We start from the raw sequence: 22723 nt of genomic DNA on the forward strand, positions 1-22723 counted from the left end.
GGCGGGCGGCGGCGGAAAAAAGAATGGTCAGTCCTGCAGGTAGTACTCGACGGTGGAGACGACGCGCACCTTCTTGATGTGCGGGGTGCTGGCGTCGCGGTCCTCGATCGAGAACTGGCCCTGGTTGGCACGCCGGATCTTGCCCAGCGTGCTCTGCGAGTCGGCGGCGAACCTGGTCGCCGTCTCGCGCGCGTTGCGGGTGGCCTCCTCGATCATCGCGGGCTTGATGTCGTTGAGGCCGGTATAGAGGAACTGCACGCCGGCGCCCATGCCGGGGTCGCCCCCGGTGACGGCGATGCCCTGGCGGCCGAGCTCGCCGACCTGGGCCAGCGCGGCGCGCACCGCGTCGACCTTGGGCGTGTAGACGGTGATGCCGGTGCGCGCGGTGTAACGGAAGCGCCCGCCCTCCTCGCCGCCGAACTCGCGCGCGAGCTTGTCGACGAAGGACGGCGGCACCACCGACAGCTCGGCTCCGTCGAAGCCGCGCTTGCGCAGGAAGTCGAGCACGATGGCGTTCTTGGCCTCGATGCGGGCCTGCAGCGCGGCGAGGTCGTTGTCGGCGTCGGCGTGGGTGATCGGCCAGATCGCGAGATTGGCCGGCTGCTCGCGCTCGGCAAGGCCCTTGACCTCGACGCTGCGCTCCATCGCGCGGAACTGCACGAGCCCGGACGAGACCGCGCCGCCGAGCCCGATCAGCCCGACGGCGATCAGCGCACCGCCCACGGCCGCGGGAAGCCAGCTCCGGCGCTCACCCATCCACCGATCCTCTTCTCTTCAAGGGGTCCAAACGAAAAGGCCGCCCGCAGGCGGCCCGGGGGGCCTCACTCCATCCGGTAGTTCGGCGCTTCCTTGGTGATCTGCACGTCGTGCACGTGGCTCTCGCGCATGCCCGCGGCCGTGATCTGGACGAACTCGGCCTTGCTGCGCATCTCCTCGATCGTCGCGCAACCGCAGTAGCCCATCGAGGCGCGCAGGCCGCCGGCCATCTGGTAGAGGATCGCGACTACCGAGCCCTTGTAGGGCACGCGGCCCTCGATGCCCTCGGGCACGAACTTGTCGGCGTTCGGGTTGACGGCCTCGTCGTTCTCCTGGAAGTAGCGGTCCGCGGAGCCGGCCTTCATTGCGCCGATCGAGCCCATGCCGCGGTAGCTCTTGTAGCTGCGGCCCTGGTAGAGGATGACCTCGCCCGGGGCTTCCTCGGTGCCGGCGAACATGCCGCCCATCATCACGGTGGACGCGCCTGCGGCGATCGCCTTGGCGATGTCGCCCGAGTAGCGGATGCCGCCGTCGGCGATCAGCGGCACGCCGGTGCCCAGCAGCGCGGTCGCGACGTTGTCGATCGCGGTGATCTGCGGCACGCCCACGCCCGCGACGATGCGGGTGGTGCAGATCGAGCCCGGGCCGATGCCGACCTTGACCGCGTCGGCGCCGGCTTCCACGAGCGCCAGCGCCGCCGCACCGGTGGCGATGTTGCCGCCGATCACGTCGACGTTCGGGAAGTTGCGCTTGACCCAGCGCACGCGCTCGATCACGCCGGCGCTGTGGCCGTGCGCGGTGTCGACGACGATCGCGTCCACGCCCGCGGCAGCGAGCAGCTCGACGCGTTCCTCGGTGCCCTCGCCGACGCCGACCGCCGCGCCCACGCGCAGCTTGCCCTGCGCGTCGCGCGCGGCGTTCGGGAAGTTGGTCTGCTTGGTGATGTCCTTGACCGTCATCAGCCCGCGCAGCTCGAACGCGTCGTTGACGACCAGCACGCGCTCGAGGCGATGCTTGTGCATCAGCGCCTTGCCCTCGTCGATGGACGCGCCTTCCTTGACCGTGATGAGGCGCTCGCGCGGCGTCATGATGTCGCGCACCGGCACGTCCAGGCGCGTCTCGAAGCGCAGGTCGCGGCCGGTGACGATACCGACCACGGTCTTGCCTTCCAGCACCGGGAAGCCCGAGACGCCGTGCTGCGCCGACAACTCCTTCACTGCACGCACCGGAGTGTCGGGCGTGATCGTGATCGGGTCGCGCAGCACGCCCGACTCGTAGCGCTTCACGCGCGCGACCTCGGCGGCCTGCTGCCGGGCGGTCAGGTTCTTGTGGACGATGCCGATGCCGCCCTCCTGCGCCAGCGCGATCGCAAGACGCGCCTCGGTGACGGTGTCCATCGCAGCGGACACCACGGGCAGGTTCAGGGCGATATTGCGCGACAGACGGGTCGCGAGGGACGTGTCGCGGGGCAACACCTGGGAGAAGGCCGGCACCAACAACACATCGTCGAAGGTGAGCGCTTTGCCGAGAAGGCGCATGAGAGAGGCTCCAGACGCAAAAGCGGATTATACGGAGTCGCGGCCCGCCCCTCTCCCGGAACGCCTTCACAGGCTTCCGCCCATCCCGTTCGACTCCTCGTCGCGCCGCTCCGATAGGCCTTTAAACTGGCGGGCATGCAACCGTCCCGCTCTTTCCTGTTCGCGCTCGCGCTTGCCGCCGCCGCCCTCTCGATGCCCGCCTCGGCCCAATGGAAGTGGCGCGACGCGCAGGGCAAGGTGCAGTACAGCGACCTCCCGCCTCCGGCCGGCGTGCCGGACAGCGACATCCTGCGGCTTCCGAACGAGGGCGCGGCCGCGCGTGCCGCGGCGGGTGCCGGCCGTGTGGTCGCGGCGCCGGCCCAGGCCGCGAGCGCCCCGGCGCAGAAGGCCTCGGGCAGCCCGCTCGACAAGGAGGTGGAGGCGCGCCGCAAGGCCGAGGAGCAGGCCGCAGAGGCACGCCGCAAGGCCGAAGAGCAGCGGGCCGCGAAGGAGCGGGCCGAGCATTGCAACCGCGGCCGCGGCCAGTTGCGGGCGCTGGAGTCCGGCGAGCGGCTGTCGCGCACGAACGACAGCGGCGAACGCGAGATCCTCGACGACGCGCAGCGCACCGAGGAGATCGCCCGCCTGCGCCGCTCGCTCGCCCTGAACTGCAAGTAGCGAGCGCGACGAGGGCGGCACCGCCCGCTCAGGGACGCTTCGGCGAGCGCTCGCGCTGGCTGCGGTAGCGCAGGCGGCGCGCCTCCTTCGGATCCACCGTCAGCGGCCGGTACAGCTCGACCCGGTCGCGGTCGCGCAGCCCCTGCGACAGCGGGCACTTGCGGCCCCACACGCCGACCGGCTGGCTGCCGGGATCGATCTCCGGATGGCGCTCGAGCAAGCCGCTGGCGCGCAGCGCGTGCAGCACGGTCGAGCCTTCGGCAAGGCGCAGCGGCACCCGGTCGAGCTCGCCGGGACGCGCCGAATACACCACCTCGACGCTCAGCTCAGCGGCTGCCATAGACCTGCTCGGCACGCTTCACGAAGGAGTCGACGAAGGTGTTGGCGATGCGGTCGAACACCGGGCTGACCACCGCCTGCAGCGCGACGCTCGCAAAGGCGTAGCGCAGGTCGAACTCGATCTTGCAGGCCGCCCCGCCCTGCCCCAGCGGCACGAAGCGCCATTCGCCCTCGAGCATCGAGAAGGGGCCGTCGACCAGCTTGATCAGCACCTGCTCGTTCTCGACATGGGTGTTGTGCGTCGTGAACGCATGGCGCAGCCCCGCGTAGGCGAGCGTGAGCCGCGCGGTCATGCTCGTGTCGTTGCGGCCGAGCACCTCGGCCTTCTCGCACCATGGCAGGAACTTCGGATAGTCCTCCACGGTGGTCACGAGACGGTACATCTCGCTCGGGGAGTACCACAACAGGATGGACTTCTTGACGTGCTTCATACAATGCAGCGATTGTAGTGACGCCCCTGCCGGGCCCGCCGAGTTCCCATGTCCATCGCCGAAAACCGCAAAGCCCACTTCAACTACCACATCGAGGAACGCTACGAGGCCGGCATCGTGCTGGAGGGCTGGGAGGTCAAGGCGGTGCGCGAGGGCCAGGTGCAGCTCACCGACGGCTACGTCGTGATCCGCGACGGCGAGCTGTTCCTGATCGGCTGCCAGATCAACCCACTGCGCACCGCATCCACCCACGTGCGCCCAGAGGCGCAGCGCACGAAGAAGCTGCTGATGCACAAGGACGAGATCCAGCGCCTGATCGGCAAGGTCGAGCAGAAGGGCTTCACGCTGGTGCCGCTGAACCTGCACTACACCAAGGGCCGCATCAAGGCCGACATCGCGCTCGCCAAGGGCAAGGCGACGCACGACAAGCGCGAGACCGAGAAGAAGCGCGACTGGGAGCGCGAGAAGGGCCGGCTGATGCGGCACAAGGTCTCGTCGAACAACAGCTGAGCGCGCGCCGCGCCCGCCTGCCCGCGACGGCTGCGCGGGGGCGGCGGCGCCACGACGGCCCGTCCCGCGGCGGGTGCCGCGCCTGCCCGGCTTGGCGTCAGCGCCTCAGTGGACGATCTTGCTCGCCTCGTCCACCGGGGCCGAGTACTGCCACTTCTGGACCTCGTCCTCGTCCTCCGAGCCCTCGCCGTCCTCCGATTCCAGAGGATGCAGATGGCTGGTCCGCAGCCGCAGCGTCTCCGCCGGAACGGGACCGCCCGGCCCGGGCCGCCATTCGAGGACCGCGTGCGGCGCGTTGCCGATCCAGATGACGTCCAACTCGGACACGCACTCCCGGTCCGCCGTCCGCAGCGTCACTCGCACTGTTCCTAGCTTCATCGCGCCTCGTGAAACATCTTGTATCAAACGAGCCAATGTAACAAAAAGTATTTCCCCGGCCGGAGATTGCAGCCGCCTGGCCCCCTCACCGCAAGGTGCGCAAGGCCTGCTCCAGGTCCCCGATCAGGTCCGACACCGCCTCGAGGCCGACCGAGAAGCGCACCAGCGGTCCCCGCACGCCATGCGTTTGCGCCCGCATCGCGCCGGCGATGTCGTAGGGCACCGCGAGGCTCATCGGGCCGCCCCAGGAGTAGCCAATGCGAAAGAGCCTGAGCGTGTCGACGAAGGCGTCCACCCTGGCCCAGCCGAGCGCCGGGTCGAACACCACCGAGAACAGGCCGGCGGCCGAGCGGCAGTGGCGCCGCCAGTGCTCGTGACCGGGCGAGCCCGGCAGCGCCGGGTGCAGCACCTGCACGATCTCCGGCTGCTTCTGGCACCAGCGGGCGAGCTCGCGCGCGGCCTCGTCGTGCGCCGCGTAGCGCAGCGGCAGCGTCGGCAGGCTGCGCAGCACCGCCTCGACGTCGTTGGCGCCCACGCCCCAGCCCTGACGCATGTGCGCGAACTTCAGCTTCAGGTGCAGCGCCTCGTCGACCGTCGTGACCGAGCCCATCAGCACGTCGCCGCCGCCGGAGGGGTACTTGGTCAGCGCCTGCACCGAGATGTCGACGCCGAGGCTGCCGTCGCCGCAGAGATCGAAGGGGCGGAAGGCCAGCCCCGCGCCCCAGGTGTTGTCGAGCACGGTGATCACGCCGCACTCGCGCGCCGCGCGCACGAGCCCGCTCAAGTCCGGGAACTCCATCGTCACCGAGCCCGGCGCCTCGAGCCACAGCAGTCGCGTGCGCTCGCCGATCATCGCCTTCAGCGCCTCGGCGTCGATCAGCGGATCGTAGAAGCGGTGCGCGATGCCGAAGGCGGCGAGCTCGTGGCGTGCGAGTTCCTTGTTCGGCCCGTAGGCGTTGTCCGGGATCAGCACCTCGTCGCTGGTCTTCAACAACGCGAAGTCGACCAGCGCGATCGCGGCGAGCCCGCTCGGCGTCAGCAGCGCCTGCCGCCCGCCCTCGAGCGTCGCGAGGCGTTCCTCGAGCGTGAAGGTGGTGGGCGTGCCGTGCAGGCCGTAGGTGTAGCCGGTCTTTTCCTTCCAGTTGCGCGCGCGCAGCGCGGCAACGTTGGGGAACAGCACCGTTGAGGCCTTGAACACGCCGGGCTGGGGTGCCTGGAAACCCTCGGGCGGCGTGTAGGGATGGTGGATCAGCTCGGTGGAGGTGGGCGGCTTCATGCCGCCATCTTAAGAGGGCGGCACCGGCAGCGCCGCCCCGCGGGGTTCAGGCTCAGATCGGCAAGCCGATCAGGTCGTGGCCCTCGGTCGCGACGATGCGCGCGCGCGTGAACTCGCCGACCTTCAGCGTCTTGGACGCCTTCTCGGGCGGCAGCAGCCGCACGGTGCCGTCGATCTCCGGCGCGTCGGCGTAGCTGCGCCCCACCCCGCCGCGGCGGCCGAGCGCCGGGGCCGAGTCGACCAGCACCTGCATCGTGGCGCCGACGCGGCGCTTCAGGCGCGCTGCCGACACCTCCTCGGCCACCGCCATGAAGCGCGCGCGGCGCTCCTCGCGCACCTCGTCGGGCAACGCACCGGGCAGCTCGTTGGCTGCCGCGCCCTCAACCGGCGAGTAGGCGAAGCAGCCGGCGCGGTCGATCTGCGCCTCGCGCAGGAAGTCGAGCAGGTACTGGAACTCCTCCTCGGTCTCGCCGGGGAAGCCCGCGATGAAGGTCGAGCGCACCACCAGCTCCGGGCACAGCTCGCGCCAGCGCTGGATGCGCTCGAGGTTCTTCTCGCCGCTCGCGGGGCGCTTCATGCGCCTGAGCACGTCCGGGTGCGCGTGCTGGAAGGGCACGTCCAGGTAAGGCAGCACCAGGCCCTGCGCCATCAGAGGCACGATCTCGTCGACGTGCGGATAGGGGTAGACGTAGTGCAGGCGCACCCACGCGCCGTGGCGCTGGGCAACCGCGCCGAGCTGCTGCACCAGGTCGAGCATGCGCGTGCGCACCGGCGAGCCGTTCCAGAAGCCGGTGCGGTACTTCACGTCGACGCCGTAGGCGCTGGTGTCCTGGCTGACGACGAGCAGTTCCTTGACGCCGCCCTCGAACAGGCGCTGCGCTTCGGTCAGCACGTCGCCGACCGGGCGCGACACCAGGTCGCCGCGCAGGCCCGGGATGATGCAGAAGGTGCAGCGGTGGTTGCAGCCCTCGCTGATCTTCAGGTAGGCGTAGTGCTTCGGGGTCAGCTTGATGCCGGCCGGCGGCACCAGGTCGACGAAGGGGTCGTGGGGCTTCGGGACATGCTTGTGCACCGCGTCCATCACCTCCTGCGTCGCGTGCGGGCCGGTGACGGCCAGCACCTTGGGATGGATCTGCTGCACCAGGTTGCCGCCGGCCTCGCCGGTGCGCGCGCCGAGGCAGCCGGTGACGATCACCTTGCCGTTGGCGGCGAGCGCCTCGCCGATCGTGTCCAGGCTCTCCTTGACGGCGTCGTCGATGAAGCCGCAGGTGTTGACGATCACGAGGTCGGCGCCCTCGAAGGTCTTGGAGGTGGCGTAGCCCTCGGCGCTGAGCTGCGTGAGGATCAGTTCGGAGTCGGTCAGCGCCTTCGGGCAGCCGAGGCTCACGAAGCCGATGCGGGGGGTCGCGCCGGCCTCGACGGCGCCGGCGGAGAGGGTGTCTTGCGTCATGGCCGGGATTTTCGCCGATGCGGGCTTCCCGGCCGTCCCGTGGGGGCGGCGCGCGGCAGGACATCCGGCCGGCACATGCAGGCCGGCCGGCTCGGCGGGAAGCCGCCGTCAGCGCTTGTTGCTGCCGGGGAAGCCCGGGAAGCCGGGTGGCATCAGCGACTCGGCCTGCTTCTGCATCTGCTCCTGCATCTGCACGAACAGGTTCTTCGACTGCTCGAGGTAGCTCGTCATCAGGCCCTGCATCATCGGCGCCTGCACATTGAGCAGCTGGGTCCAGAGCTCGGGGTTCACGCCCTCGTACATGCCCTTGGACTGCTCGGCGAAGCTGTTCTGCACGTCGATGAAGGTCTGGATGTTCTTCTCCAGGTAGGAGCCCATCAGGCCCTGCATCGTGTGGCCGTAGAAGCGGATGATCTGCGCCAGCATCTGCGTCGAGAACATCGGCACGCCGCAGGACTCCTCGTCCAGGATGATCTGCAGCAGGATGCTGCGCGTGAGGTCCTCGTTGGTCTTGGCGTCGCGCACGACGAAGGTCTCGCCTTCGAGCACCATCTGCTTGACGTCGGCGAGCGTGATGTAGCTGCTGGTCTGTGTGTCGTAGAGGCGGCGGTTCGGATACTTCTTCAGTGTGCGCACCGAGCCCTCGGCGCCCTCGGTCCCGGCGCCGGCTGCGCTGGGTTTGGCTTGCGGCATGAGCTGTTCTCCATCGGGGCTGCGACGTCTGGCAGCCTTTCGCTCATTCTAGAGGGGGTATTTCCCCCGACCGGAGGGGAATTACCCCGCAGGGACGGGGGACGGACCGGAGTGCCGGCCGCCAGGGCCGCTCCCGCCCCCCTCGGGACCCCCTCTTGCCCCCTCCGGGCCTCCCGTCACATGTTGCGCCGGTACTGGCCGCCGACCTGGTAGAGCGCGTTGGTGATCTGCCCGAGCGAGCACACCCGCACCGCGTCCATCAGCACCTCGAACACGTTGCGGTTCTCGATCACCGCCTGCTGCAGCCGCGCGAGCTGCACCGGCGCCTCGGCCGCATGGCGCGCGTGGAAGGCCTCCAGGCGCTGCAGCTGGCTCTGCTTCTCCTCCTCGGTCGAGCGCGCGAGCTCGATCGTCTCGGGCACCGGGTCGCCGTGCGGATTGCGGAAGGTGTTCACGCCGATGATCGGGTACTCGCCGGTGTGCTTGAGCATCTCGTAGTGCATGCTCTCCTCCTGGATCTTGCCGCGCTGGTAGCCGGTCTCCATCGCGCCGAGCACCCCGCCGCGCTCGGCGATCTTCTCGAACTCCGCGAGCACCGCCTCCTCCACCAGTTCGGTCAGCTCGTCGATGATGAAGGCGCCCTGGTTCGGGTTCTCGTTCTTCGCCAGGCCCCACTCGCGGTTGATGATGAGCTGGATCGCCATCGCGCGGCGCACGCTTTCTTCCGTCGGCGTCGTGATCGCCTCGTCGAAGGCGTTGGTGTGCAGGCTGTTGCAGTTGTCGTAGATCGCGATCAGCGCCTGCAGCGTGGTACGGATGTCGTTGAACTGGATCTCCTGAGCGTGCAAGGACCGGCCCGAGGTCTGGATGTGGTACTTCAGCTTCTGGGACCGCTCGTTCGCGCCGTACTTCTCGCGCATCGCCACCGCCCAGATGCGGCGCGCCACGCGGCCGAGCACGGTGTACTCCGGATCCATGCCGTTGCTGAAGAAGAAGCTCAGGTTCGGCGCGAAGTCGTCGATGTGCATGCCGCGCGCCAGATACGCCTCCACGAAGGTGAAGCCGTTGGACAGCGTGAACGCGAGCTGGCTGATCGGGTTGGCGCCGGCCTCGGCGATGTGGTAGCCGCTGATGGACACCGAATAGAAGTTGCGCACCCGGTTGTGCACGAAGAACTCGGCGATGTCGCCCATCACCTTCAGGCTGAACTCGGTGGAGAAGATGCAGGTGTTCTGGCCCTGGTCCTCCTTCAGGATGTCGGCCTGCACGGTGCCGCGCACGTTCTCCAGCACCCAGGCCCGGATCTTGGCCGTCTCGTCGTCGGTGGGCTCGCGGCCGTTGTCGGCGCGGAATTTCTCCAGCTGCTGGTCGATCGCGGTGTTCATGAACATCGCCAGGATCGACGGCGCCGGGCCGTTGATCGTCATCGACACGCTGGTGCTCGGGCTGCACAGGTCGAAGCCGGAGTACAGCACCTTCATGTCCTCGAGCGTCGCGATCGACACGCCCGAGTTGCCGACCTTGCCGTAGATGTCGGGGCGCGGGTCCGGGTCGTTGCCGTAGAGCGTGACCGAGTCGAAGGCGGTGGACAGGCGCTTGGCCGGCATCCCTTCCGACAGCAGCTTGAAGCGACGGTTGGTGCGGAAGGCGTCGCCCTCGCCCGCGAACATGCGGGTCGGATCCTCCCCCTCGCGCTTGAAGGCGAAGGTGCCGGCGGTGTAGGGGAAGGAGCCGGGCACGTTCTCCAGCAGCAGCCACTTCAGCAGCTCGCCGTGGTCCTCGTACTGCGGCAGCGCGACTTTCCGGATCTTGTTGCCCGACAGCGTCGTGTGCACGAGAGAGGTGCGGATCTCCTTGTCCCGGATCCTCACGACGTACTCGTCGCCGGCGTAGGCCTTCTGCATCTCGGGCCACTGCGCGAGCAGCTTGCGGGAGTGCGAATCGAGCCTGGCGAGGCGCTCGTCGGCGAGCTGGCGCAGGCTCGGGCCGGCGGCCTCGGCCGCGGCGTCGCAGCAGGCCGCCTTCAGCATCGCCTCCGAGGCCAGCAGCTGCTGCGCCTCGCGGGCGAGCTTCGCCTGCTCGCGCGCGCGCTTCTTGTAGCCGCGCACCGCATCGGAAATCTCGGCGAGGTAGCGCGTGCGCGCCGGCGGCACCACCGGCGTCTGCTGCGTGCTGTGGCGGGTGTCCACCAGCGGCAGGCGCCCTTCCCCCGCCTTCAGGCCGAGCTCCTTCAGCCGCGGCATCAGCGCCTGGAACAGCGCGGTGACGCCGTCGTCGTTGAAGCGCGCGGCCATCGTGCCGAACACCGGCATCTCCTCCGGCCGCTTGCCGAACGCCTCCTTGTTGCGCTGCACCTGCTTGGCGACGTCGCGCAGCGCGTCGAGCGAGCCCTTGCGGTCGAACTTGTTGATCGCGACGAACTCGGCGAAGTCGAGCATGTCGATCTTCTCGAGCTGGCTCGCGGCGCCGAACTCGGGCGTCATCACGTACACGGGCACGTCGACGTGCGGCACGATCGCGGCGTCGCCCTGGCCGATGCCCGAGGTCTCGACGACCACGAGGTCGAAGCCGGCGACCTTCGCCGCGGCGATCACGTCCGGCAGCGCCTGGCTGATCTCGCTGCCGAAGTCGCGCGTGGCGAGGCTGCGCATGTAGACCCGGGATCCCTTGCTCCACGGGTTGATCGCGTTCATGCGGATGCGATCACCCAGCAGCGCACCGCCGCTCTTGCGCCGCGACGGGTCGATCGAGATCACCGCGATGCGCAACTCGTCGTCCTGGTCGAGCCGGATGCGGCGGATCAGCTCGTCGGTGAGGCTCGACTTGCCCGCGCCGCCAGTGCCGGTGATGCCGAGCACCGGCACGCGCTTTCCGGCCGCCTGCGCCTGCAGCGCCTCGCGCACCTCGGCGGGTGCCGCGCCGTTCTCCAGCGCCGTGATCAGCTGCGCGAGCGCGCGCCAGGCCATCTCGCCGTGGCCCTGGATCGCCGCGACGTCCTTGGACGCGTGCACCGACAGGTCGCGGTCGCTGCGCATCAGCATCTCGCCGATCATGCCCTGCAGCCCCATGCGCTGGCCGTCCTCGGGGCTGAAGATGCGCGAGACGCCATAGGCCTGCAGCTCGCGGATCTCGGCCGGCACGATCACGCCGCCGCCGCCGCCGAAGACCTGGATGTGCGCGCCGCCGCGCTGGCGCAGCAGGTCGACCATGTACTTGAAGTACTCGACGTGGCCGCCCTGGTAGGAGCTGATCGCGATGCCGTGCGCGTCCTCCTGCAGCGCGGCGGTCACGACCTCGTCCACCGAGCGGTTGTGGCCGAGGTGGATCACCTCCGCGCCCATGCCCTGCAGGATGCGGCGCATGATGTTGATCGAGGCGTCGTGCCCGTCGAACAGCGACGCGGCGGTCACGAAGCGGACCTTGTGCTGCGGGCGGAATTCGGTCAGGGCCTTGTAGTCGGCGGACAGGTCGGTCACGGTGCGAGGTTCCTGCAGTACGGTGGCGAGGGACGGGAAAGGTATCCTCCCCAGTTTAGGAAGGCTGCGCGCGCGCCGCCATAGCGAAAGCGATCACTGCGGCTGCGCGTTTTTGCCAGTCGCGCCGCCCTGCCCCGGATGGAGAAAGACAGCGTCTCGATGTACTTCGTGCGTGCCGCGCTCGCCAAGCTGCCGGCCGCCGCGCTGCCGCGCGTGCTCGCGCAGGCCGGCATCCCCGCCGCGCTGCTCGGCGCGGCGCAGGCGCGCGTGCCGGCGCGCGCCTTCGCGGCGCTGTGGCTGGCGGTCGCGCGCGAGCTCGACGACGAGTTCTTCGGGCTCGATGCGCGGCGCATGAAGGTCGGCAGCTTCGCGCTGCTGTGCCATGCGCTGCTGCACTGCGGCACGCTCGAGCGGGCGCTGCGGCAGTGCCTGCGCGGCTTCGCGGTCTTCCTCGACGACATCGACGCCGAGCTGCACGTCGAGGGCGCGGACTGCGTGCTGCGCATCGGGCACCGCATGGCGGGGCTCGCGGACCGGCGCTTCGCGGTCGAGACCTACCTCGTGATGGTGCACGGCCTGCTGTGCTGGCTGGGCGGGCGGCGCATCGCGATCCGTGCCGCCGACTTCGCCTACCCGGCGCCCGAGCATGCCGTGGAATACCGGCTGCTGTTCTCGCAGCAGCTGCGCTTCGACGCGCCGAGCACCGAGCTGCGGCTCGACGCGCGCGTGCTGGCGCTGCCCATCGTGCAGGACGAGGCGGCGCTGAAGGCCTTCCTGCGCAGCGCGCCGCAGTCGGTGTTCCTGAAGTACCGCAACACCGAGGGCTGGAGCGCGCGCATCCGCCGCCAGCTGCGCGGCAGCCTCGGCGCGCCCTGGCCGACGCTCGACGAGCTGGCCGCGAGGTTCGGCGTCGCCCCGGCGACACTGCGGCGCCGCCTCGAGGCCGAGGGCGTGTCCTACCAGGAGATCAAGGACGCGCTGCGCCGCGACATCGCGATCCACCACCTCTGCCACGGCGGGCTCAGCATCGCCGAGATGGCGGACCTGCTGGGCTTTCGCGAGCCGAGCGCCTTCCACCGCGCGTTCCGGAAATGGACCGGCGCGCGGCCGGGCGACTACCGCGCCGGCCGGGCCGCGGGCCCGGCCGGCAACGAGGCCTGATCCGCAGCGGAGCCGCCGCCGGGCCGTGCTGTCAGCGGATGCTGCCGGCCAGCTCGAACACCGGCAGGTAGAGCAGCAGCACGATCACGCCGACCGCCAGGCCGATCACCGCCATCAGCAGCGGCTCGAACAGCCGCGTGAAGCGCTCGATCCAGCGCGCGATCTCGTTCTCGCACAGCGTCGCGGCATGCTCCATCATCTCGCCGATGCGGCCGCTGCGCTCGCCGACCTGCAGCAGCCCGCGCGCCACCGGCGTCGCCAGCCCGTTGCGCTCGAGCGCCACCGACAGCGCCTGCCCCTCGCGCAGCTGCCGCGTCGCATGCTGCAGCGCCGGCCGCAGGCTCGGCGTGAGCAGCCCGGCGGCCATCTCGGTCGCGCTCGCCACCGGGATGCCGCTGCGCAGCAGCATGCCCATCGTGCGGTAGAAGCGCCCGAGCTGGTGCAGGCGCGCGCGCTCGCCGACCCCCGGGAGGCGCCACAGCAGCCGCGTCAGCAGCCACTGCCGCAGCGGCGGGCGGCGCAGCGCCTGGACGGCGGCCGCTGCGCCGGCCAGCAGCAGCGCCGCCAGCGGCAGCGCGTGGTCGCGCAGCCCCTCGCCGAGCCCCAGCAGCAGCCGCGACAGCAGCGGCAGGTCCTGCCCCAGCCCGGCATAGACCAGGCTGAAGCGTGGCACGACGTAGACCAGCATGAACACCGCCACCAGCGCCCCGACGCCGAGCAGCAGCGCCGGATAGATCGTGGCGTTGACGAGCTTCTGCCGCGCCTGCTCGACCTGCACCTGGTAGTCGATGTAGCGCGCCAGCGCCTCGCGCAGGTCGCCGGTGCGCTCGCTGGCGCGCACCGCCGCGACGAACAGCGGCGGGAACAGCTCGGGCATGCGTTCGAGCGCCTGCGAGAAGGTGTGGCCGTCCTGCAGCGCCGCGCGCAGCCGCCGCAGCACCGGCTGCGGCGCGCCGCCGGCGCCGCGCTCGGACAGCATCTCGAGCGCCTCCACCGCGTTGAGCCCGGCGTCCAGCAGCGCGACCAGCTCCTGCGCGAACAGCAGCAGCGGAAAGCGCCGCGACGCCCCGGGCAGGCGCAGCGGCGTGCGCTCGGCGCGCACCGACACCACGCTCACGCCCTGCTCGCGCGCCTGGTGCGCGGCATCCTGCGCATCGGCGGCATCGATCGTCAGCGCCGCGACTTCCCGCGCGCCCTTCAGGCCCCTGACGTGGAATCGCATCGGCTTCACCAGTTGGTGATGTCGGCGGCTTCGCCTTCGCCGCCCGGGCGACCGTCCTTGCCCAGGGAGAACAGGTCGAACTCCGCACGACTGCCCGGATGGCGGTAGTGGTAGGGATGGCCCCAGGGATCGAGCGGCACCTGGCGCTTCAGGTAGGGGCCGGCCCAGCGCGACTGGCCCTCGGGAGCCGTGGCCAGCGCCGCCAGCCCCTGCTCGGTGCTCGGCAGCATGCCGACGTCGAGCCGGTACTGCTCGAGCGCGCGGTCGAAGGCCTCGATCTGCGCGCGCGCCACCTTCTCCTGCGACTTCCCGACCTGGCCGAAGTAGCTCGGGGCCACGTAGGCGGCCAGCAGGCCGATGATGACCATCACCACCAGCAGTTCGAGCAGCGTGAAGCCGCCCTGCCCGCGGCCGCCAGCGCGGCCCGCCGTCGTATCGATTGCCGACATTGCCGATCCCTCCTGCCTGCCAACTGCCTCGGCGGGCGCCCCGGCGGCGCGCGCCGTCCCGTCCCGGCCGGGACTATTCCCGCACCGGGTGCTTGCCCAGCTTGCGCTGCAAGGTGCGGCGGTGCATGCACAGCGCGCGGGCCGCCGCGGAGATGTTCCCGGCCTGCTCGCTCAGCACCCGCTGGATGTGCTCCCATTCGAGCCGCTCGACCGACAGCCGCTTCCCGACCACCGGCATCGCGACCTCGCCGGCATCGCGATGCAGCGCCGCGAGGATCTCGTCGGCCCCTGCCGGCTTGGCGAGGTAGTAGCGGGCGCCGAGCTTGACGGCCTCGATCGCGGTGGCGATGCTCGGAAAGCCCGTCAGCACCACGATGCGCAGCGCGGGGTTCGACTGCAGCAGCCGCTGCACCAGCGCGAGGCCCGTGCCGTCCGGCAGCTTGAGGTCCACCACCGCGTACTGCACCTCCCGGGCCGCCGCCAGCGCCGCGCGCTGCTCGTGCGCGAGCGTGACCGCGAAGCCGCGTCTCGCGAAGGCCTTGGCAAGGGCCTCGCACAGCGCCTCGTCGTCGTCCACCATCAGCAGGGCCGGCGGTTTCGCGGTGCCGGCGCTCGGCCGGGGATCGTCACTGCTTGCCATGGCTTGCTCCATTGAGGGGGGTCGAGGAGGAAGGCCGCTCGCAGGGCCCGGCGCCGGCCGCCGCGACGGCGGGAAGGAGGACGAGCGCGCAGGTGCCGCCGCCCTTCCTGGCCGACAGCCTCAGGCGGCCGCCGGCGCGCTCGACGGCGGTGCGCGCCAGCAGCAGGCCCAGCCCCAGGCCTTCCCGCTTGGTGGTGAAGGACGGGGCGGCCCTGCCCTCGGCCAGCGCCGGCGCGATCCCGGGTCCGCGGTCCCGGATGCCGAGCACCACGTGGTCGGCGCGCCAGATGCAGTCGAGCACGACCTCGGCGCGCGAGGCGTCCGCGGCGTTGTTCAGGAGATTGGCCAGCCCCTGCGCCAGCCGCCGGTCGGCGGGCACGCGCGGCGGCGTCCTGCGCGAGCAGCGCCGCCGCAGCCGCACCCCGGGCCGCGCCGCCAGCCAGCGCCCCACCACGCCATCGACGAACGCGTCCGCCCGCTCGTGCACGCCTTCGGCGTCCGCGGCGGCGAGCCGGCCGCAGTCGCGCAAGCCGGCCAGCGTCGCCTTGCAGGCATCGACCTGCCTCGCGATGGTGTGCAGCCCCTGCCGCAGCTCCGGCGGGCTCGCGTCGCGCCGGCTCGACAGCTCGTCCGCCACCACCGCGATCGTGTTGAGGGGGCTCGCGAGCTCGTGCGCGGTGCCGGCGGCCAGGCTGCCGACCTCGACCAGGAAGCTGCTGTCGCGCTCCCGGCGCGCCGCCTCCGCGAGGCGGCGCTCGTGCTCGCGGGCCTGCTGCGCCCACAGGCCGACGAACGCGGCGAGCAGCCCGGCGGCCAGCAGCACCGTCAGCCACAGCGCGGACAGCGGCAGCTGCAGCTCCGCGGGCCCGAGCGGTGGCACGACGCGGCGCAGCGCCGCGAGGATCAGCCAGCCGCAGAGGCCCGCTGCCGCGGTGGCGGAGACCCAGCGGCGCGGCCCGCTCAGCAAGGCCGCCGCGATCGCCGTCGGCACGAGCAGGAAGGGCACCATCAGCATGCCGGCAAGCGGCTGGGGACCGGCCGTGATCGCATGGCCCATCCAGGACAGGATCAGCAGCTCCGCGAGGCCCTGCCCGAGCAGCCCGGCCTCGTCGACGCCGCCGTGTCGGCGCAGCCGCCAGAGCATCGCCTGCCCGAGGCCGGCCTGCAGCCCCAGGCCGCCGACCAGCACCGCCCAAGGCAGTCTCTCCTCCCCCACGAAGCCCGCGAGGGCGAGGCCCGCGGCCTGCCCCGCCACCGAGAGGCGGGGCCATGTCCTCATGGCCCGCAGCAGCGGCTGGTTCGCAGGGTCGGCGCGGTCGTACTTCGGCGCCTGCATCGATGCATGGGCCAAGATATCCCTCTCTCGTGGAAATCGACGGCGCTCGGCCGGGTCCGCCGCGACGCGGCATCGAGGCGTCCGCTGCGCGGGCGGACCCGGAGACCGCGCGAGCCCCGTGGACAGGTTCTCGTGCGGCGAGCGCAGCTTAGTTCGCGGCCGTGTCCGCGCGCCTCCCACGGCCGGGGGGCCTCCGAAGCCGCCCCGGGCGGCTCGGGCGCCGGCCCCCCGCAACACGATGCCGCGCTGCCGCGCAGCCGCGGCCCTCCGGCCCCGTCTGGCCCCGCGCCGGCCATGTCGGCTGCGGCGCGAGCGGCTACTCCCTCATCCGGTGCGACAACGTGTCGCGTTTCCTTCGCAGCCCGTCCTTCCTATGCTGCATTGCAATGCGCTGCCACCACAGCTCGACGGCAGCCGATACGGCACGGGACGGAGGCAAGAGGCGATGGCGAACCCCCTTCAGGCATCACGGCCGGCTCGGTGCGCGGGCCGCAGCGGCGCACGTTCCCTGCTCGCGGCACTGGCCCTCTGGCCGGGCCTGGGCGTCGGCCTCGGCGCGGCCGCGGCGCAGGAATCCTGCCAGCGCACGGTGACGGCGGACATCGTCGCGATCGACCAGCCGCTGATGTACAACCGGCTCGGCGCGTCGAACGTCAACGCGACGGTCTACGCGTTGCGCCGCGACGTGATCCACAAGGACAGCCGGCTGCCGCTGACGGTGGACGCGGCGGGTGCCGTGCCCGGCGAGGTCGAGCTGCGGCCCGACCGCCGCCCGCGCCCGCTGGTGCTGCGGGTGCGCCAGGGCGACTGCCTGACGGTGAACCTGCAGAACCTGCTGACGCGCCACCCGAACCCCTTCGACGTGCCGAAGACCACCGCGGCCGGCGCGGTCACGACGGTCTTCATCGACGAGCAGCCGGCCTCGCGCGTGGTGGGCTTCCATGCCGCCGGCATGCAGCCCGTCGGCGGCATCGACGACGCGGGCGCGATGGTCGGCCGCAACCACCTCGCCGGCGGCAAGGGCAGCCGCAACGAGCAGACCGGCAGTCTCGCGGCGCCGGGCGAGACCCGCAGCTACCGGCTCTACGCCGAGAAGGAAGGCGTCTTCGTCGCGACGAGCGAAGGGGTGACGATCGGCTCGGACGGCAACCAGGGCCACCTCTCCACGGGCCTGTTCGGCCAGGTGATCGTCGAGCCCGCCGGCGCGCGCATCTACCGCAGCCAGGTCAACGAGGAGGAGATGCGGATGGCGACGCGCCGCCGCACCGAGCTCGGCCAGCCCGTCCTGGACTACGAGGCGGTGTACCCCGACATCGAGGTGTTCCGGCTCGAGGGCAAGGCCGGGCTGCCGGTGCTCAACATGCTCCGCTGCGCCACCGCCACCTCGTGCGAGATCGTGCACTCGGAGATCGCCGCGATCGTCGCCGGGCCCAATGCCGACGGCAGCTTCCCGCCCGGCACCTACCCGCTCGAGTCGAAGAACAAGCGCAACCCGAGCCTGCCGAACCGGCTCGAGCCCTTTCGCGACTTCGCCTCGCTGTGGCACGACGAGGTCGCCACTGCGCAGGCCTTCCCCGGCTTCTTCAAGGACGACCCGGTAATGGGCCACGTGCTCGAAGGCGTGCGCGACGCCTTCATGGTCAATTACGGCTCGGCCGGCGTCGGCGCCGAGATCATCGCCAACCGCCTGGGCGTCGGCCCGATGCACGACTGCCTGAGCTGCTCGATGGAGGAGTTCTTCCTCAGCGCCTTCGCGGTCGGCGACCCGGCGCTGCTCGTCGACATCCCGGCCAACTTCGGGCTCGAGTCGCTGCGCCCCGGCCAGCAGCCCCCGCAGGGCGCGCTCGGCCCGAAGGCCGCCTATGCGATCGGCGCGAGCGACCCGTCGAACGTGCACCACAGCTACATCGGCGACTTCGTGAAGTTCCGCAACACCCACGTCGGCACCGAGCACCACGTCTTCCACCTGCACAACCACCAGTGGCTCTACAACCCGAACGACGACAACTCCAACTACCTCGACGCGCAGACCCTCGGCCCGGGCTCGGGCTACACCTACGAGATCAACTTCGGCGGCTCGGGCAACCGCAACAAGAGCGCCGGCGACGCGATCTACCACTGCCACTTCTACCCGCACTTCGCGCAGGGCATGTGGGCGCACTGGCGCAACCACGACGTGTTCGAGACCGGCACGCGGCTGAAGGCGCCCACCGGCGCCGACGGCTACCACACCGAGCCGTGGGGCCTGGCCGACACCACGCCGGCCGCCGGCGCGCGCGCCTATCCGGACGGCGAGATCGCCGCCGGCACGCCGATCCCGGCCGTGGTGCCGCTGCCGGGCAAGGCGCTGCCGCTGATGCCGGGCGAGGTGACCGTGGTGCCGAAGTTCGCGGCCGATGGCACGACCGTGATCGGCTCGAACGCGAAGGTGCTCGACCGCAGCAGGAACCCGGGCTTCCCGTTCTGGGTCGCGGGCATCGAGGACGTGGTCGGGCAGCGCCCGCCCACGCCGGTGCTCGACATGCTCGACTCCGCCAAGGCGGCGGCGCTGAAGGCGTCCGGCAATCCGCTGTGGGCGAACCTCGACCCGAAGCAGGCCGACGGCTTCGACGGCGGCCTGCCGCGCCACGCGCTGCAGGGCATGGCCGCGGGCGGCAAGGCGGTGTCGGTGCTCAACAACCTGGACTTCGGCAAGACGGTGGAGAAGGCCAAGCCGGTCTTCTACCCCGAGGAAGGCACCGACCTGGAGCAACTGGCGATGGCCTTCCATGCCAAGCGCCGGCACCCGAGCCGCAAGGTGGGGCTGGACGGCAACGTGTCGAGCGCGGACTTCGTCACCAACGGCGCGCCGCCCGCCGTCGGCGCGCCCTTCCACGAGCCCTGCATCGACGACGCGGGCACGCGGCTCGACAGCGGCGTGGTCGGTCGCTTCTTCAGCGGCGAATCGCCGTCGGCGCTGTCCACCCGGGGCTCGAGCCACTTCAGCGCGAGCAACCCGCGCATCTACAAGGGCGCCGCGATCCAGTTCGACGCGGTGTTCAACAAGGCCGGCTACCACTACCCGCAGCAGCGCATCCTGACGCTGTGGCAGGACGCGGCCGGCGTCATCACGAAGGCCCGGCCGCCCGAGCCGCTGGTGATGCGGCTCAACACCTTCGACTGCGCCGTCTTCCACCACACCAACCTGGCACCCGCCTACTACGAGATGGACGACTACCAGGTGCGCACGCCCACCGACCTGATCGGGCAGCACATGCACCTGCCGAAGTGGGACCTCACCACGGCGGACGGCGCGGCCAACGGCTGGAACTACGAGGACGGCACGGCCTCCCCGGGTGCCCTGCGCGAGCGCATCCAGGCCATCCGCGCGTACAACGGCTGCCAGGCGGAGGACGCGCGCAACGGCACGCCTGATTGCCCGGTGGCCCGGCCCCATCCCTACTTCGGCAAGGTCGCCGCCGGGCTCGGCGGACGCTACCCGGAGGAGTGGCTGGGCGCGCGCACCACGACCCAGCGCTGGTTCTCCGACCCGGTGGTCAACACCCTCGGCGTGGACCGCGGCCTGGGCCTGGCCTTCACGCACGACCACTTCGGCCCGTCGACGCACCAGCAGACCGGCCTGTACGGAACGGTGCTGGCCGAGCCCGCGGGCTCGCGCTGGGTGCACAACGAGACCGGCCAGCCGCTCGGCTACAACCCGACGAACGGGGCGCCGGCGCGCACCGACACGCGGCTCGACGGCACGAGCTTCAGCGACGGCGGCCCGACGAGCTGGCAGGCGGCGATCCTGCCGCCCTCGACGGCCCCGGGCGGCAGCAACGTGAAGGCCGAAACCGTGCCGGCGCACCGCGAGTTCTTCTTCGAGTTCAGCGACTTCCAGCACGCCTACGAGAAGGGGGTCTACGTCGGCGCCGGGCCGGACGGGCTGCCGCAGCCGGCGCAGATCGTCGTCGACGCGTTCGACCCCTCGCGCGCCACCGCGCCGGCGCTCGCCGACAGCTTCCGCCGCGCAATCAATCCGCCGGCACGCAAGCAGATCTCGCCGCTGTACCCGGACCTCGTGCTCGAGGTCGCAGGCGGGATCCTGCCCGGCTGCCCGTCGCGCCCCTGTCCGCAGGCGATCTCGGTGCAGGACCCGGGCATGATGGTGGTGAACTACCGCCAGGAGCCGGTCGGGCTGCGCGTCTTCGACCCGAACAAGCTCGGGCCCGACGGCAAGCCCGGCGCGCAGGCCGAGGGCGTGGCGGGCGACCTCGCCTACGCGCTGTCGACCAAGATCCTCGCGAAGGACGGCACCGTGAAGCCGATCGTGCGCGCGATTCCCGAGATGAACCTCGGCGAGTCCCTGCTCGGCTTCTGGGCTCGCCCGCTCCAGGCCGCGAGCGCCATCGACCCGAACGACCCCTTCACGCCGATGATGCGCAGCTACACCGGCGACATCGTGCGCATGAAGGTCCAGGCCGGCGGCCACGAGGAGGAGCACAACGCGAGCATCCACGGCATCAAGTGGCTGCAGGGCGGCTCGGCCTTCGGCCGCGCGCCCAACTCCGGCTGGCGCAACGCGCAGGCCACCGGCATCTCGGAGCAGTTCACCTTCGCCGCCCCGGTGATCCCGGTCAACAAGCAGGTGACGACCCCGGGCTTCAAGGACTACGCCTACAGCCTCGACACCTCGACGGACGGCTGGTGGAGCGGCATGTGGGGGCTGCTGCGCGCCTACGACGCGGCCCGCAGCGACCTGTTCGCGCTGCCGAGCAACCCGACGCCGAAGTCGCCGCGCATCGAGAACGCGTCGGAGTTCGTCGGCGTGTGCCCGACCAGCGCGCCGGTGGTGCGGCAGCGCGTGGTGGCGATCCTCGCCAACGACCTGCTGGCCGACCGGCGCCCGGCAGGCGTGAAGCTGGACTTCGGCAGCCCGGCACAGCACAACGGCGCGCCGCTGAACCCCAACGGCGGCACGCTGGTCTACAACCCGCGCGCAACGCCGAACGCGAGCGGGCGCAGCGGCCCGCTCCACGACCCGACCGCGATGCTGTACGTGCGGATCGAGGACCTGGAGCCGCGCAACCCGGCCGACCGCGCCTGCCAGGACAGCCGCAACGCCCCCGGCGTCACGAAGCCGGCCTGCGCGGTGCGCCTGAAGCCCGGCCTGAAGGTCGAGCCGCTGATGCTGCGCGCGGCGGCCGGCTCCTGCGTCGAGCTCACGCTCCACAACCGGCTGCCCGCGGTGGCGCCCGACCTGCCCTCGCTCGGCACGCTGCTGGGCCTGGTCAAGCGCGACCGCGACCGGGCGGACGGCTCGACCCCCTTCGACAACAACCTGATCCGGCCCTCCACCACCGTCGGCCTGCACCCGCAGCTGCTCGCGCTGGACGTGACGCAGGACGACGGCGCCAACGTCGGCCAGAACATCGCCCAGACCGTCGCGCCGGTCGACCCGGCCACCGGCAACGCCGGCGACGCGCAGACCTACCGCTGGTATGCCGGCGACCTGAGCACCAGGCCGGCCGGCAGCGCGGTGAGGATGGTGGCCACCCCGGTCGAGTTCGGCGGCTTCGGGCTGCTGCCGGCCGACAAGATCAAGCAGGGCCAGAAGTCGCTCGTCGGCGGCATGGTCGTCGTGCCGCAGGGCGCCACGATCGCCGAGGACCCGGACCAGCGCGCACAGGCCACCGTCCGCTGGACCGACCCGGCCACCGGCGCGGCGCGCAGCGCGCGCGACCTGATGCTGGTGATGGCGAAGAACCTGAACCACCGCTGGGCCGACGGCTCGCCCGTGGAGCACATCAACGGCGAGGGGGCCGGCATCCCCGAGGACAGCCAGGACGGCACCGCGATGGCCTTCAACTACGGCATCGAGCCGCTGTGGTTCCGCTTCGGCCTCGCGCCGAACGCGGACTTCGGCGGCGCCGGCTGCGGACCGGGCTGCTTCGGCGGCGTGGCCAACGCGCACCAGGCCTACAGCAACGTGCTCACCGGCGGCGCGGACCCGGTCACGCCGGTGCTGCGCGCGCAGGCCGGCGACGAGGTGCGGCTGCACGTGGCGGCGCCCCACAGCGCCAGCCGCGGCAGCACCTTCTCGGTCCAGGGCCACCTCTGGCAGCGCGATCCCTACGTCTGCCCGGACCAGCAGCTCCACGGGCTGCTCGGCGTGTGCCCGGTGGCTGCCAACGCGGGGCTGTTCGACGCGGCAGGCAACCCGCTGGTCGGCTCGCGCGCGATCGGTCAGAACCCGCTCGGCTTCGTGCTGGGCGGCCAGGACAGCCTGACCGGCGCCTCGCACTTCACCTTCCGGCTGCCGAGCGCGGGCGGGCGCAACAAGGTGGCGGGCGACTACCTGTTCCGCGACAAGGGCTCGATCGGCAACGCCAGCGGGCTGTGGGGCATCCTGCGGGTCGACGAGTGAGGACC

At 71.3% G+C, this 22723-nt stretch carries 17 protein-coding genes; 4 read left to right on the forward strand and 13 right to left on the reverse strand.

What is annotated here, in order from left to right; genetic code table 11:
- Nucleotides 1-27: 27 nt before the first annotated feature.
- Together D3A59_RS07180 and guaB are read right to left on the reverse strand one after the other, a co-directional pair.
- Nucleotides 28-756 carry an SIMPL domain-containing protein gene (locus D3A59_RS07180; protein WP_119154234.1) on the reverse strand — a complete coding sequence of 243 codons (729 nt, stop codon included), beginning with the start codon at nt 754-756 and terminating at the stop codon, nt 28-30.
- Between the two features lie 65 nt (nt 757-821).
- Nucleotides 822-2294, reverse strand: coding sequence for an IMP dehydrogenase (gene guaB, locus D3A59_RS07185; protein WP_119154235.1), 1473 nt, complete (start codon nt 2292-2294; stop codon nt 822-824).
- 135 nt (nt 2295-2429) lie between these two features.
- Between guaB and D3A59_RS26655 the strand changes: the two genes are divergently transcribed.
- The gene (locus tag D3A59_RS26655; protein ID WP_119154236.1) at nt 2430-2951 is read left to right on the forward strand and encodes a DUF4124 domain-containing protein; all 522 of its coding nucleotides are present in this window, start codon (nt 2430-2432) and stop codon (nt 2949-2951) included.
- Between the two features lie 28 nt (nt 2952-2979).
- Here D3A59_RS26655 and D3A59_RS07195 read toward each other — a convergent pair whose 3' ends face one another.
- Together D3A59_RS07195 and D3A59_RS07200 are read right to left on the reverse strand one after the other, a co-directional pair.
- The gene (locus tag D3A59_RS07195) at nt 2980-3291 is read right to left on the reverse strand and encodes an RnfH family protein (protein WP_119154237.1); all 312 of its coding nucleotides are present in this window, start codon (nt 3289-3291) and stop codon (nt 2980-2982) included.
- On the reverse strand, nt 3278-3721 hold the full coding sequence (locus tag D3A59_RS07200; protein ID WP_119154238.1) for a type II toxin-antitoxin system RatA family toxin: 444 nt from the start codon (nt 3719-3721) through the stop codon (nt 3278-3280). The genes D3A59_RS07195 and D3A59_RS07200 overlap by 14 nt, the downstream gene beginning before the upstream one ends.
- Before the next feature lie 48 nt (nt 3722-3769).
- Between D3A59_RS07200 and smpB the strand changes: the two genes are divergently transcribed.
- Nucleotides 3770-4231 (forward strand): SsrA-binding protein SmpB, encoded by a 462-nt coding sequence (gene smpB / locus D3A59_RS07205; RefSeq protein ID WP_119154239.1) that lies wholly within the window; start codon nt 3770-3772, stop codon nt 4229-4231.
- 105 nt (nt 4232-4336) lie between these two features.
- Here smpB and D3A59_RS07210 read toward each other — a convergent pair whose 3' ends face one another.
- The 5 genes from D3A59_RS07210 to icmF form a co-directional block, all read right to left on the reverse strand.
- Complete coding sequence (locus D3A59_RS07210) at nt 4337-4558, reverse strand: hypothetical protein (protein ID WP_157991436.1); 222 nt, start codon at nt 4556-4558, stop codon at nt 4337-4339.
- Between the two features lie 136 nt (nt 4559-4694).
- Nucleotides 4695-5885, reverse strand: a complete 1191-nt coding sequence (locus tag D3A59_RS07215; RefSeq protein ID WP_119154241.1) for a PLP-dependent transferase — start codon at nt 5883-5885, stop codon at nt 4695-4697.
- 52 nt (nt 5886-5937) lie between these two features.
- Entirely contained in the window at nt 5938-7335 is a 1398-nt protein-coding gene (gene rimO, locus D3A59_RS07220) for a 30S ribosomal protein S12 methylthiotransferase RimO (protein ID WP_119154242.1), read from the reverse strand.
- 108 nt (nt 7336-7443) lie between these two features.
- Complete coding sequence (phaR, locus tag D3A59_RS07225) at nt 7444-8028, reverse strand: polyhydroxyalkanoate synthesis repressor PhaR (RefSeq protein WP_119154243.1); 585 nt, start codon at nt 8026-8028, stop codon at nt 7444-7446.
- Between the two features lie 176 nt (nt 8029-8204).
- Nucleotides 8205-11504, reverse strand: coding sequence for a fused isobutyryl-CoA mutase/GTPase IcmF (gene icmF / locus D3A59_RS07230; protein WP_119154244.1), 3300 nt, complete (start codon nt 11502-11504; stop codon nt 8205-8207).
- Nucleotides 11505-11642: 138 nt separating this feature from the next.
- Between icmF and D3A59_RS07235 the strand changes: the two genes are divergently transcribed.
- Nucleotides 11643-12665, forward strand: a complete 1023-nt coding sequence (locus D3A59_RS07235; RefSeq protein WP_119154245.1) for an AraC family transcriptional regulator — start codon at nt 11643-11645, stop codon at nt 12663-12665.
- 31 nt (nt 12666-12696) lie between these two features.
- On the opposite strand, the gene D3A59_RS07240 is transcribed toward D3A59_RS07235, so the two are convergent.
- The 4 genes from D3A59_RS07240 to D3A59_RS07255 form a co-directional block, all read right to left on the reverse strand.
- On the reverse strand, nt 12697-13887 hold the full coding sequence (locus tag D3A59_RS07240) for a type II secretion system F family protein (RefSeq protein ID WP_119154326.1): 1191 nt from the start codon (nt 13885-13887) through the stop codon (nt 12697-12699).
- Nucleotides 13888-13892: 5 nt separating this feature from the next.
- Nucleotides 13893-14336: a type II secretion system major pseudopilin GspG gene (gene gspG / locus D3A59_RS07245; RefSeq protein WP_119154246.1), complete on the reverse strand. Its 444-nt coding sequence runs from the start codon at nt 14334-14336 to the stop codon at nt 13893-13895.
- 73 nt (nt 14337-14409) lie between these two features.
- Nucleotides 14410-14976: a response regulator transcription factor gene (locus D3A59_RS07250; RefSeq protein ID WP_119154247.1), complete on the reverse strand. Its 567-nt coding sequence runs from the start codon at nt 14974-14976 to the stop codon at nt 14410-14412.
- Nucleotides 14963-16327 (reverse strand): sensor histidine kinase, encoded by a 1365-nt coding sequence (locus D3A59_RS07255; RefSeq protein ID WP_157991437.1) that lies wholly within the window; start codon nt 16325-16327, stop codon nt 14963-14965. The genes D3A59_RS07250 and D3A59_RS07255 overlap by 14 nt, the downstream gene beginning before the upstream one ends.
- A 430-nt stretch (nt 16328-16757) precedes the next feature.
- Here D3A59_RS07255 and D3A59_RS07260 point away from each other — a divergent pair, with 430 nt between their 5' ends.
- On the forward strand, nt 16758-22718 hold the full coding sequence (locus tag D3A59_RS07260) for a hypothetical protein (protein ID WP_240635978.1): 5961 nt from the start codon (nt 16758-16760) through the stop codon (nt 22716-22718).
- Nucleotides 22719-22723: the final 5 nt, after the last annotated feature.

The organism is Caldimonas tepidiphila (assembly GCF_003569765.1).
GTDB lineage: Bacteria > Pseudomonadota > Gammaproteobacteria > Burkholderiales > Burkholderiaceae_C > Caldimonas > Caldimonas tepidiphila.